Origin of the sequence: Myxococcus eversor (assembly GCF_010894455.1) — a bacterium.
Classification (GTDB): domain Bacteria; phylum Myxococcota; class Myxococcia; order Myxococcales; family Myxococcaceae; genus Myxococcus; species Myxococcus eversor.
Genome location: NZ_JAAIXY010000019.1, coordinates 1 through 12,715, shown reverse-complemented (window position 1 = coordinate 12,715; position 12,715 = coordinate 1). Strand labels below are relative to the sequence as shown.

At 67.7% G+C, this 12,715-nt stretch carries 9 protein-coding genes; 2 read left to right on the top strand and 7 right to left on the bottom strand.

The window, feature by feature from the left end:
• Positions 1 to 7: 7 nt before the first annotated feature.
• The 3 genes from G4D83_RS32355 to G4D83_RS32345 form a co-directional block, all read right to left on the bottom strand.
• Entirely contained in the window at positions 8 to 997 is a 990-nt protein-coding gene (locus G4D83_RS32355; protein ID WP_163868734.1) for an aldo/keto reductase, read from the bottom strand.
• A 66-nt stretch (positions 998 to 1,063) separates the two neighbouring features.
• Complete coding sequence (locus G4D83_RS32350; protein ID WP_163868733.1) at positions 1,064 to 1,816, bottom strand: carboxymuconolactone decarboxylase family protein; 753 nt, start codon at positions 1,814 to 1,816, stop codon at positions 1,064 to 1,066.
• A 192-nt stretch (positions 1,817 to 2,008) separates the two neighbouring features.
• Positions 2,009 to 2,170, bottom strand: coding sequence for a hypothetical protein (locus G4D83_RS32345; RefSeq protein ID WP_240356829.1), 162 nt, complete (start codon positions 2,168 to 2,170; stop codon positions 2,009 to 2,011).
• 51 nt (positions 2,171 to 2,221) lie between these two features.
• Between G4D83_RS32345 and G4D83_RS32340 the strand changes: the two genes are divergently transcribed.
• Entirely contained in the window at positions 2,222 to 3,613 is a 1,392-nt protein-coding gene (locus tag G4D83_RS32340; protein WP_163868727.1) for a COG3014 family protein, read from the top strand.
• Positions 3,614 to 3,625: 12 nt separating this feature from the next.
• Here G4D83_RS32340 and G4D83_RS32335 read toward each other — a convergent pair whose 3' ends face one another.
• From G4D83_RS32335 to G4D83_RS32325, 3 genes are all read right to left on the bottom strand, one after another.
• Positions 3,626 to 4,090, bottom strand: coding sequence for a hypothetical protein (locus tag G4D83_RS32335; protein WP_163868732.1), 465 nt, complete (start codon positions 4,088 to 4,090; stop codon positions 3,626 to 3,628).
• Between the two features lie 113 nt (positions 4,091 to 4,203).
• Positions 4,204 to 5,799, bottom strand: coding sequence for a PKD domain-containing protein (locus G4D83_RS32330; protein ID WP_163868731.1), 1,596 nt, complete (start codon positions 5,797 to 5,799; stop codon positions 4,204 to 4,206).
• A 219-nt stretch (positions 5,800 to 6,018) separates the two neighbouring features.
• Positions 6,019 to 6,273 carry a hypothetical protein gene (locus tag G4D83_RS32325; RefSeq protein WP_163868730.1) on the bottom strand — a complete coding sequence of 85 codons (255 nt, stop codon included), beginning with the start codon at positions 6,271 to 6,273 and terminating at the stop codon, positions 6,019 to 6,021.
• Between the two features lie 468 nt (positions 6,274 to 6,741).
• Here G4D83_RS32325 and G4D83_RS32320 point away from each other — a divergent pair, with 468 nt between their 5' ends.
• The gene (locus G4D83_RS32320) at positions 6,742 to 7,971 is read left to right on the top strand and encodes a M56 family metallopeptidase (RefSeq protein WP_240356828.1); all 1,230 of its coding nucleotides are present in this window, start codon (positions 6,742 to 6,744) and stop codon (positions 7,969 to 7,971) included.
• A 59-nt stretch (positions 7,972 to 8,030) separates the two neighbouring features.
• Here the strand turns inward: G4D83_RS32320 and G4D83_RS32315 are convergent.
• A partial coding sequence (locus tag G4D83_RS32315; RefSeq protein WP_163868729.1) for an amino acid adenylation domain-containing protein occupies positions 8,031 to 12,715 on the bottom strand: 4,685 nt, incomplete at its 5' end.

Sequence of the window (12,715 nt, the reverse complement as noted above, 5' to 3'; positions counted from 1 at the left end):
GTCGGCCTCAGAGGCCCGTGCGCTTCTCCATGGCTTCGGTGTAGCGCTCGCCTTGCACGGTGATTCGCGCGGCTTCGTCGTCGAGAGTCCGCAGCTCGTCTGGCAGGAGCTGGAGCTCCGCCGCGCCCAGGTTCTCTTCCAGCCGGTGCAGCTTGGTCGTCCCAGGGATGGGCACCATCCAGGCCTTGCGCGCGAGCAGCCAGGCGAGGGCCACCTGGGCGGGCGTGGCGGTCTTCTGCTTCGCCACCTGCCCGATGAAGTCCACGAACCGCTGGTTGGCCTTGCGGGCCTCCTGGGTGAAGCGCGGCACGGTGTTGCGGAAGTCGCCCTTGGCGAAGGAGGTCTTCTCGTCAATCGTGCCCGTGAGGAATCCCCTGCCCAGCGGGCTGAAGGGGACGAAGCCGATGCCCAGCTCCTCCAGCGTCGGGATGACCTCCTCCTCGGGCTTGCGGAACCAGAGCGAGTATTCACTCTGCAGCGCCGCGACGGGTTGCACCGCGTGCGCGCGGCGGAGGGTCTTCATGCCCGCCTCCGACATGCCGAAGTGGCCCACCTTGCCCTGCTGGATGAGCTCCTTCACCGCGCCGGCGACGTCCTCGATGGGGACGTTCGGGTCCACGCGGTGCTGGTAGAAGAGGTCGATGCGGTCGGTCTTCAGACGCTTGAGCGAGGCTTCGGCGACACGTCGGATGTTCTCTGGGCGGCTGTCGTTGCCCACCTGCCTGCCGCTCGCGTCGTAGCTGAAGCCGAACTTGGTGGCGATGACCACCTGCTCACGGACGGGCGCGAGCGCCTCGCCCACCAGCTCCTCGTTGGTGAAGGGGCCGTACGCCTCCGCGGTGTCGAAGAAGGTGACGCCGCGCTCGACAGCGGCGCGCAGCAGCGCGATGGCATCCTTGCGCGCCATCGCCTTCCCGTAGGCGAAGTTCAGGCCCATGCAGCCGAAGCCGATGGCGGAGACTTCGAGGTTGCTCTTCCCAAGTTTGCGCTTCTGCATGGTTCGCTCTCTCTCCAGCTCTCGCGCGACGGGCACGGGAGGCAGGCGGTGACATGATGTCCTGAATCAGGGGGACGTGCCTTCGTTGATGACCCGGAGCGCGTTGAGTGTTCGGGGGTAGCCGATGAACGGCAACAGATGGGTGACGGTGCTGACGAGGACCTTCCGGTCGTTGCCGGCCGCCAGGTTCCCGGCGACGTGTCCGGCGAGCTGGGCCTCACACCCGCCCAGGGCCGCGAGCATCGAGACGGTGAGCAGCTCGCGCGTCTTCAAGTCCAACCCCGTGCGCGTGAGATAGTCACCGAAGCAGTTGGCGGAGAGGAACGCCTGGATGTGGAGCTGGTCCTTGGGCGACTTCTTGTAGAGCTGGTCGACCGTGTCGCCAAAGAGGCGCCGCTGCACGTCGAGCCCCTTCTCCCGGCGACTCTCCGGGGTCGTCGTGGACTGGCCCTCCAGTGGCAGAGGGACTCCGCGCGCCTTCAACACCTCGTTGGTCGCGTGGATGAAGTCGAACACCTTGGCCATCCCGACGTAGGGCACGGCCTGGTAGAGGATCTCCTTGGCCTCCACCGGCGTGACGCCGACGTTGAGCGCGCCACCCAGCATCACCCGGTACTCATTGACGGCGTGGGAGGCGATGAGCGCCGCCAGTTGCACCATCAGCCGCGTCCTCGCGTCCAGGACGGACTCACGAAGTACCTCGTCGAAGGCCCAGTTGTCGAAGACCTCTATCAACTCGGGGTCGGTGACCTTCAATGTCGACGTGTGATTCGGGAACAGGGCGTCGTGGTTGCGCTGCGCTTCCTCACTGATGGCCATGACGGGTTCTCCTCGGAGGGGCGGTGGCGCCTGGCCGCACGGCAGGCACGGCGCTCTGTGTCGACACGAGAAAGCTAGGTCGTGGCTTCGTCGTGGACTATGCGCCGGGACCGCAAAAGGCCCTGAAGCCCAGGTTCACAAAGGAGGAGTGTTCCCGCACCCAGGCTCTTCGACTGGCGCCCCGCGGGCCGCCTACATGTGCTCGCCGGGCAGTTTGCTGGCCTGCTTCACCCATGCGGTGAACTGGGCTTCGTCGAGCGAGTCATCCTCGCGAATGTCGAGGTAGCGCGTGTTCGGGGTCTTCGACTCGCCGGGAGGAAGGGGGCGCAGCGAGCTGCCGTTGAGGAAGGCCACCTTGACGTACTTCGTGAAGCAATGGATGCCGAGGAACCAGCCAGGGATGCGGTGCCTTGGACCTCGAGGTGCTACGCGGGAACGACGAAGCAGGTCAACCTTCACATCGAGCGCCCGTGCGCGGAATGGTTCTATTCTAGCGGGATGGGCTACTTCTTCTCCGGGGGCGCCAACCTTCCATCGCGGCTCTTCTGGCGACTGCTGGGCGCACTCCTTCTCGCCGCGCTGTCGGGCTGTCGCGCCAGCTACGTGCAACAGACCGCGCAGATGCGCGTGCTCGCGGACGTCGGGCGCTACGACGACGCGCTGAAGGAGCTGGACGCCGCCACCACGCGCGAGGAATTGGACCCGCTGCTCGTCGCGGCGGACCGGGGAGGGCTGCTCCACCGCGCGGGAGATTGGGAGGCCAGCAGCCGGGTGCTGGTCCAGGCTTCGGCGCTCGCGGATGAGCACGAGCATGTCCGGGTGTCGGAGGAGTTCACCGGCAACATCCCCTGGCGCATGGGGGCCCTGGAGCGCCAGATGCTGCACACGCTCAACGCCCTGAACTACCTCCAGCTCGGGCGGCCCGAGGATGCGGCCGTGGAGGCGCGGCTGTCGAACGCGCTGAACCTCCAGCGGCACCTGGAGCTGCGGCTCCACGTGAAGATGGAGCGGCACCTCAACGTCATTCCCATCGACGAGGAGCTGCGCCCCTACCTGGTGCAGAGCGCCATGGGGCTCTACGTGAGCGGGTTGGCGCATGAGTTGGCGGGGAACGAGGAGTCGTCCTTCCTCGACTACCTCGCCGCCTGGCGAATCACCCGGAGCGCCCCGCCCGGAGCTCCCTCCCGACTGACCCACCTGGAGCCCAGGCTGCTCGCGGAGGCACGCCGACTCGGGCGTCCGGAGCTCGCGGAACTGGAGCGGCTCATTCCGACACCTGACGCGTCCGCTCCGGGGAGTGAGGCCGGAGCGTTGGTGGTCGTCGTGGAGGTGGGAAAGCTCCCGGAGCGGTGTGTCCTGCCACGTTCGAAGGAGGCCAGTGTCTGGACTGTCTGCCCCCGGCCCTGGAGCCGCGGACAGGTCCGCGTCGAGGTGGCGTCAGGAAGCTGGGGCGCGGAGTCCGTCACCTCCCTGGAGAACATCCTGCTGCGCCGTGGTGCCCTGGGCGTGAGCTCTGATTCGACGCGTGAGGCGAACCTGTGGGCGCGGGTCGGGTCCCTGTCCCTCTTCGTGCTCATTCCTCCGCTGGGCGGCTATCTGCTCGTGCGCTCCGCCATCGAACACGGGACGTTGATGGAGCAGGGCTGGCTCAGTCTTCCCGCCGAGTTCCAGGTCGTTCGCCTGTCGCTCCCACCGGGGAGGCACACCGTGCGCATCCTCGGGGGCGACCAGGAGGAGGCTCGCGAAGTCGACATCGGTCCTCGGGGCACCCAGGTGCTCGTCGTGCCGCTGCGCTGAAGCTCCGCGTCGCTACCGGGCGCGCTGTCCCGCCCGTCTGGCTCCCTCCCGGAACTTCGCCGCATCTTCTGGAGCGAAGCGAGTGAGCAGGTCCAGCTCCGCGGTCACCTCCCGGAGTTCGATGTCATGGGGTTGCATGGAGGGGCCGTGGCCTCCCGAGAGGAACTTCACGTAGCTGCGCCCTGCTTCTTCCCAGCCGCGCATGTACAGCACCTGGATCGCCGTCTCGTCGCGCCATACGACTCGGCGGATGGAGACCACCGCTGTCCGGACGCCATCCTCGCTTCGCGACTCGCTGTGGACGGACTCCGCCATCTGCTTGCCCGCCTCCCAGACCGTGTCCAGCGGGACGTCGTAGGCGTAGTCGTAGAGCTGCTGTCGCAGGTACTCGTCCTCGCCCATCATGTGGCGGATGCCACCACACCCCGTGGCGCAGAGGAGGGAGACGACGAGGAGGCAGCGCGGCGCGAGACTCATGGGCCATCACTCAAGCCCGTGGAGCCTCCCCTCCGCAAGCAGGGGGGCCCGTGTGACTGGAGGTACAGCGCCGACCCGCGAGGGTGTCGCGGGCCGGTGTCCTTCTCGAAGGGTCAGCGGACCTCGAACTCGTAGAGGCGCGTCGCCGGGTCTCCGTTCTGGGTCGGCGTCGTCACGTTGAGCTTGATGTAGCGCGCGGACGTCGCGGTGATGGCGTGGGTCGACGTGCTGTCGGTGTTGCTGCTCACGGTGACGGGCGTGCTCCACGTGGTTCCGTTGCTCGAGGTCTGGATGGTGAAGGCCCGGGTGTTCCAGCCCGTCGATTCGCCGCCCGCGCCCGCATGCTTGAGGGTGAAGCTGCTGACCGTCTGCGCCGAGCCCAGGTCCACCTGCATCCACGACGGGGAGACGAGTGAGCAGAACTTGTCGGTGGTGCCGCCCGAGACGCTGCCGTTGACCGCCTTGGCCGCCGACTCGCTGCTGTTGCATGCCGTCGAACTGGTGGTGGGCTTGTTCAATGCCAGGTTGGTGAAGCCCGCGCCGACCGACACCGTCTGCGTCTTGGTGTGGCTGGTGCCGGCGTTGTCGGTGACAGTCAGGGAGACGTTGTAGTTGCCGGCGCTCGCATAGGTGCGCGAGGGGTTCGTGGCGGTGGAGGTGGTGCCGTCGCCGAAGTTCCAGCCGCGCGAGGTGATGGTGCCGTCGGCGTCGGTGGAGGAATCGGTGAAGGTGGCGGTGAGGCTGCTGACGGTGACGCTGAAGTTCGCCACTGGCGGGGTGTTGCCGCTGACCGCGGTGTTGATGGCCGCCGCGTACTGCGCGCTCGTGCCCTGGGCGGAGCACCGCTGGATGTCGTCGTACAGCCACATGAAGCCGCCACGGATGCCCGCGCTGGTCTTCCATCCGCTCATCCGAGTCTGCACCGAGGCCGGGCTGTCGCCCGCAGTGCAGCCAGTGCCATGCCGGGACCACAGGCCCGGGTCCACCGTCATGCCCATCGCGGTGTTCCAGCTCGCCGGGTTGTTGCCGGCGCCGCCGTCGTACACCTGAAGGTAGATTTTATCGACCGCGCCGCCGAGGTTGTCCCGGAGGTTCCGCCAGAAGGTCTGCTGGGTGTACGGCGCGAAGGTGATTTTGTACCCCTGGCCAATCAGCATCTGTCCGAAGGTGGTGGTCGGGGCCAGGTCGTAGGCGCTCTCGTCATCGAAGTTCACCGCATCCGCGCCGGTGGCGGTCTTCAGCGCCTGGAAGTTCCTGTACAGGATGCTGTTGCTGCCGGTGCCGCAGACCAGGGTGGTTCCGCATCCGGCGGCGGTGCCGTTGACGAGCCTGGCCATGCGCTCGAAGTCCGGGACGCTCCAGGCGCCGATGGACACTTCGATGCGATTGACCGAGGTCGGCGCGGTCTTGAGCGTGGCCAGCCGGGTGGGCCATGCGGCGTCGCCCATGTAGGCGCCGTTCCTGACCACGGGGATGTCGTTGTAGACGAGGTCGCCGTTGTCCTCGATGTGGAAGCTCCAGAGGATGATGGTGGTGAAGCCGGAGGCGCGCAGGTCGTCCATCACAGCGGTGCCGCCGGAATAGAACGGGCCTCCGCCGTAGACCGCCGAAGCGGCATTGGCGGTGGGCGCGGTGAAGACCAGGGCGAGCGCGGCGAGTGCTGGCAGCAGGCGGAAGAGGGGTGGCGCGGACTGGCTTGGTTTCGACATGGAGGGCTCCTCGGAATTGAACGACGCGATGGACGACGATGCGCGTTCGAGGGTGAGAGCCATTGCGCTCGCTCACACCCGCACGCGCTCCGGGTCGCCAACGTCGGCGACAGGCCAACCTTGGGAGCGGCGAATTCGCTGTGTCAATCTTTGGATGGATTCAAGCCAGGCAGGAACGTTGAAGTGCGGGCACCTTCACGGAGCCGCGACAATTCCGCGCTATGGCTTGGGAGAGAAGATTCCGTCAATCACTGTGGCCAGCTCGGGAAGCGGTCGCAGGCCGCTCTCCTCGGGACTCTCCGGCAGGGCCTTGAAGTCGATGCCGCCAATCTTCGTCTCGACGTCGTACTCCCCCAGGGTGTCGTCGAGCATGAGGTACACCGCAGGGGCGAAGCGTTCGCGTTCGCCCTCTCCCTGAACGAAGCCGCGGATGTAGAGGTCGAGGCTCACCCGCTGGCCTGGCTGTGCTTCCACCCTGAACCAGACGTCATCAGGACCGAGTGAAAGACTGCCCAGGTGTACGGTGTTGGCTGTGCCCTTTCGTTGCCGGAAGGCAACCACACTCCATCCCGGGCTTGGTCCTTCTCGAATTGAAAGAGCCTGGCTGCGTTGCGCTGGAACCATCGCCAGAACCGGTCCTCTGCGCCGGGTAGGCCTGAGTAACCAAGCAACCCAAGGAGCGAGTCTGAAAGTCGAGAGATGAAACGGCGCATGTGGCGCTCTTGGCTCGGCCGCATTTGAAGGCCAATGCGAGCACGTCGGGAGACACTGCCCGTCAGGAGGAGGACCGGGGTGCGCTCGAGTGTCGCACGGGGCGGCTTGACTACGGCTGTAGTCACGCGTACCTTTTGACTACAGGTGTAGTCAAGCGGAAGGGTCCATGGCGGTTCCAGGACGTCGTGGCCCCGCTGAAGTCTCGGAAGCAGGGGAAGGAGTGCGCCCATGGGTACTGAATGGCTGATGACGGACTTTGGCTGGTGGGGCTCCGCGCTGGAGTGTCTGTGGCGGGCTTCCTGGCAGGGGGCGCCGTGGGCCGCCCTGGTCTGGGCGCTGACCCGCGCGGTGCCGCGCATGCCCTCCGCCCTGCGCGCGGGACTGTGGTGGCTGGTCTCACTCAAGTTCGTGCTGTCCCTGGGGACGCTGAGCCCGGTGCCACTTCCCCTTCTGCCCATGCCGGTTCAGGCGGGAGTGGAGTCGATGGGGCAGGGAGCGAGCATGGCCGCCCCGCTCCCCGTGGCTCCCAGCCGCGATGCGCTGCCCTGGCGACAGGTGGGCGCGGCGGTGCTGCTCGTTGCGTGGGGGTTGGGCGTGGTCTGGCAGCTCAAGGGACATGTGCGCGCCTGGAACGCCATGCGTCGCCTGCGCCTTCGCGCGGTGCCCCTGCGCCAACCCGACATCGAGAAGGCCCTCCGCGAACTCTCCTCCGCCGCGGGACTGCGCCGGGTGCCCTGCCTCCTGATGTCCGAGGAGGTGACGAGCCCTCTCGCCATGGGAATGCTCTCACCGGTGGTCGTGCTGCCCGCGCAGGGGGTCCGGTGCCTGGACCTGGAAGCATTGCGGATGGCATTGGCGCATGAGCTGGCCCACTTCCAGCGCCGCGACCTGTGGCTCGGCTGGGTGCCAGCACTCGCGGAGAGCGTCCTCTTCTTCCACCCACTCGTGCGCAAGACAGCCCGGGAGTATGCGCTGGCACGAGAGGAGGCCTGTGATGCCGAGGCTCTGCGTCTCACGGGGGCCGCGCCCGGTGACTATGGACAGCTCCTCCTCGCCTTTGGCGTCACCCGCACCCAAGGCACCGCCGCTGCGCTCGGTGCCTCAGCTCACATCCACACGTTGCACAGGAGGTTGTCCATGCTGGAACACGTCGATGTCTCCGCTCCGCGACGCCGGACTTCGTTGCGAGCGGCGCTGCTGCTCCTGGGCCTCGCGGTCCTCCTGCCGTTCCAACTGGTCGCTCGCGAGCAGCCCGAGTCGCAGCGGGCTCGCTCGGACTCGGCCGCCCAGGAGCTCGCGACTCCGGTTGCCGTTGCCCCGGAGGTGACGGCGGCGATGGCCCCTCCCGCGCCGCCGGCCGCACCGAGCCCCGAGACTGTCCCGGTTCCGGTTCCGCCCAAGCTTCCGTGGACACCCGATGAGGCGCTGTGGGCACCCGAGAGAGCCGACAGGTGCTGAAGAAAGTCCCGTGAGAGGGACGGGCCCGGGCTCATGGCCCGGGCCCTGGGTGAATCACATCACGAGGACGCATCCTCCAGGTCTCGAGCGAGCTGCTCCACCAGCGCGGAGACTCCCGGTGCACTCAACATCGTGAAGTGGTCGCCCGCGACGTCGTGCACCGTGAGACTTCCGGTGAGCCACTCGCGCCAGCCGAGGTCCTCGCTCACAGGGGCTTCGCCAGGAGCCCTGGTGGCTCGGAAGAGCACGGTCCGACCCGTGTAGACGCCGCCGGGCACGTGGCGAAGCTGGGCCTGGGTGAGTCGCTGGTAGACGTTGAAGAGCCGCTCGGCCGTGTCGAGCTCCAGCGTGTGCAATGCCGGAGTGGAACGACGCAGATGTGGGAGTGCCCGAGCCAGCACCTCTCGCGCGCCCAGTCGCTCCAGTTGATTCACGTCCAGCGAGAGGTTTTCCCAGGACACGCCGAGCATCTGTCCGAAGCCCGCGAGCAGCGTGAGCGTGTCGGGCTCGGGCAGCGGCTGCCGGGTGGGCGCATGACTGTCGAACATCACCAGCAGGTCCACCTTCTCGCCCGTGGCTTCGAGCAACCGCGCCATCTCGTGGGCCACGACGCCGCCGAAGGACCAGCCTCCGAGGAGGTAGGGACCCCGTGGCTGTACCGTGCGGAGCTGTGCGAGGTAGTCGCGCGCCAGCGCCTCCACGGAGGACTCGGGCAGCTCGCCGCCGTCCAGCCCGGACGCGGACAGGCCGTAGATGGGCCGCTGCGTGCCGAGCCCACGGACAAGCTCGGTGTAGCCCAACACCGTGCCTCCTCCTCCGTGGACGAGGAAGAGGGGCCGCTCCGTCGACGTGCCCGTGTCCAGGCACACGAGGTTGGGCGTGGGCCGGGGGCCCTGCTCCCGCTGCTCCACCTGTCGGGCCAGTCGCTCCACCGTGGAGGCCTGGAAGAGGGCGGACACCGGCAGCGAGACACCCAATCGCTCACGCAGCAGCGCCATCAGGCGGACGGCCATCAGGGAGTGACCCCCCAGGGCGAAGAAGTCATCGGTGGCTCCGACCTTGCTCACACCGAGCAGCTCCCTCCAGAGCGCCGCGACGGTCTCCTCGCCGGGATTGCGCGGGGCGACGTACTCGATGCTCGTGTCGGATGTGTCCGGAGCGGGCAGGGCCCTCCGGTCCACCTTGTCGCTGGAGTTGAGCGGGAGCGCCGCCAGGAAGACGAAGGCGGAGGGCACCATGTACTCGGGGAGTGACTGGTGCAGCACCTCGCGCACCGCCGCGAGGTCCAGGGCACGACCTTCGTCGGTGACGAGGTATCCGACGAGGCGCTTGTCCCCGGGCCGGTCTTCCCGCGCGAGGACGACGGCGCGGCGGACTCCGGAGATGGCTTCCAGCGTGGCTTCGATTTCCCCCAACTCAATCCGGAAGCCGCGCAGCTTCACCTGGAAGTCGAGGCGGCCGAGGTACTCGAACTCGCCGGTGTCCAACCTGCGCACCTTGTCGCCCGTGCGGTAGAGGCGGGCGCCAGGCGAGGACGAGAACGGGTCCGGGAGGAACCGCTCGGCGGTGAGGTCGGGCCTGTCGAGGTAGCCCCGGCCGACCCCCGCGCCTCCGAGGAAGAGCTCGCCGGGAACCCCCAGGGGAACGGGCTGCATGCGCGCATCGAGCACGTGCGTCTGGATGTTGATGAGCGGAGGGCCGAGGACCGGCCGGGATGTTCCGCGTATCGGGTGGCAGGAGGACTCCACCGTGCACTCGGTGGGGCCGTAGGCGTTGAAGGCCTCGAGGTGCTCGTGGGTGGAGAGCTTCGCCCAGAGGGACTCCTCGATGGCCTCTCCGCCCACCAGCACGCGCAGGCGGCGATGCGACGCCAACCCCTCGTCCAGGAGCAGGCGCAGGTGCGAGGGCGAGCAGTCCATCATGTCGATGCCGTGCTTCTCCACCCAGGCGCACAGCAGGGCCGTGTCCTGTCGCCCGGCCTGGGGCACGACACCCAGTGCATGGCCGTCCGTCAGGTGCACGAGCATCTGGACGGAGGCATCGAACGCCAGCGGAGCGTTGATGGCGAGCCGCAGCGGGCCCTCTCCCTTCGAGAACACCCTCTCGGCGAGGGCGACACGCAGGTTCATCACGGAGGCGTGCTGAATCATGGCGCCCTTGGGCCGGCCGGTGGAGCCCGAGGTGTAGATGACGTAGGCGAGGTTCTCGGGTGTGGTGATTCGTGTCGGATTGCTCTCGGGCTCTCGACTCAGTGCCTCGGCGACACTTGGGTCGTCCAGGCACACGACCTCCAGGCCCGGCGTTTCGAGCCGCTCGGCCAGGTGCCGTTGCGTGAGGACGAGGCGCGCACCGGAGTCCTGGAGGATGAAGGTGAGGCGCTCACGCGGGTACGTCGGGTCCGTGGGGACGTAGGCCCCACCGGCCTTGAGGATGGCGAAGAGGGCGACGAGCGCGTCGGCGCCACGCTCCATGCAGAGGGCGACGCGGACCTCGGGCCCGACTCCGCGCGAGCGCAGCCAGTGCGCCAGCCTGTTGACGCGGCGGTTGAAGATGTCGAAGGAGAGCGACCCGCTGTCATCGAGGATGGCCAGGGCGTCGGGAGTTCTTGGGACCTGCGCCTCAAGTCGCTCGTGGATGGCGCCATCCCAGGGCAACTCACGGTGGGTGTCGTTCCATCGCGTCAGCACCTGCTCGCGCTCGGCGACGGGCATCAGCGGCAGCTCGCCCACGTGTTTTTCGGGGGCGTGGACGGCGGCTTCCAACAACGTGGCGAAGTGCCCGGCCATGCGAGTGATGGTGCGCTCTTCGAACAAGTCAGTCCGGTAGGTGAATGCGCCGGAGAAGCCCTCCGGCGTTTCGGCGAGCGACAGCGTCAGGTCGAAGTGGGTGGACCGGACGTCGGGTGCGACGGCTGCGACGCTCAGCGCCTCGGCGCCTTGCCCGGCCTCCAGCGCACCCGTGGGGGTGTTCTGGAGGGTGAACATCACCTGGAAGAGAGGTGAGTGGCTGAGGCTGCGCTGGGGCTGGAGCTCCTCGACGAGCTTCTCGAATGGAACGTCCTGGTGCTCGTAGGCGGTGAGCGTGGAGGAACGGACCTGGGAGAGCAGCTCGCGGAAGGAGGAGCGTGGGTCGACACGGGAGCGGAGGACGAGGGTGTTGACGAAGAAGCCGATGAGGCCCTCCAGCTCGGAAGCCCTGCGGCCGGCGATGGGAGAGCCGACGGAGATGTCGTCCTGCCCGGAGTAGCGGGAGAGCAGGAGCTGGAAGGCGGTCAGCATGCCCATGAAGAGGGTGCTGCCCTCCTGCTTGCAGAATGCTTCCACGGCGCGGGAGAGGGCCTGGGGAAGTTGGAAGTCGACGGTGCGACCGTGGAAGGACTGGAGCGGGGGCCGTGGGAAGTCGGTGGGCAGATCGAGGACAGCGGGTGCCCCGGCGAGCTGGTGCTTCCACCAGGTCACCTGACGGGCCAGCACCTCGTCCTTGAGCCACTGACGTTGCCAGACAGCGTAGTCGGCGTACTGGAGCGGCAGCTCGGGAAGGGGAGACGGGAGGCCCTGGCTGTAGGCCTCGTAGAGGGAAGTCACCTCCCGGACGAGCAGACCCATGGACCAGCCATCGGAGACGGCGTGGTGGAGGTTGAGGAGCAGGACGTGCTGCTGGGGCGCGAGGCGCAGCAGCGAGGCTCGGAGCAAGGGGCCGCGACTCAAGTCGAAGGGACGGGCCGCGTCCTGATGTGCCCGCTCACGTGCGAGGGGTTCACGCTCTTCGACAGAGGAGAGATCCTCCAGTGAGAGGGTGAAGAGGGACGGAGGAGAGATTCGTTGGAACGGGGACCCGTTGTCCTCGACGAAAGAGGTGCGGAGGGCTTCGTGGCGGCGGATGAGCTCGGAGAAGGCGCGCTGGAGCGAGACGACGTCGAGAGGGCCCTCGAGACGGAGGGCGGCGGGCATGTTGTAGGTGGGAGTTCCGGGCTGGAGCTGTTCGAGGAACCAGAGGCGCTGCTGCGCGAAGGAGAGGGGCAGCGGTGCGCCGTCTCGCGGGGCGGGGAGCAGCGGCGGGAGAGAGGCTGACTCAGTGGCGCGCTCGACGCGGAGGGCGAGCTGTTCGAGGGTCGGTGCCTCGAAGAGGGCGCGCAGGGGGATTTCCAGCGAGAAGGCGGAGCGGATGCGCGCCATCAACTGGGTGGCCAACAGGGAATGTCCGCCTCGCTCGAAGAAGTGGTCGTGGCGACCCACGGAAGGCAGGCGAAGAATGTCGGCCCAGAGGGCAGCGAGGCGCACCTCGGTGGGCGTGAGCGGAGCGACGAAGGCGTCAGCGCCAGGTGTCGCATCGGGAGAAGGCAGGGCCTTGCGGTCCACCTTTCCGTTGGTCGTCAACGGGAAGGTCTGCAAGGCCACGAGCGCACCGGGGACTTCGTAGGCCGGGAGCCTCTCCGCGAGGAAAGCGCGGAGCGAGGCGGGCTCGGGCGAGCGGGCGTGAGAGGTGAAGTATGCGACGAGACGTTGGTCGCCGGGGACGTCCTCTCGGAGGAGGACCAGGGCTTCACGGACGTCAGGGTGGCCCGAGAGGGTGGCTTCGATTTCACCCAATTCAATACGGAAGCCGCGCAGCTTCACCTGGAAGTCGAGGCGACCGATGAACGCGAGCTCTCCGGTTGGCAGCCAGCGGACTTTGTCCCCCGTGCGGTACATGCGCGCGCCGGGGACGGAGCTGAACGGATTGGGAAGGAAGCGCTCCGCGGTGA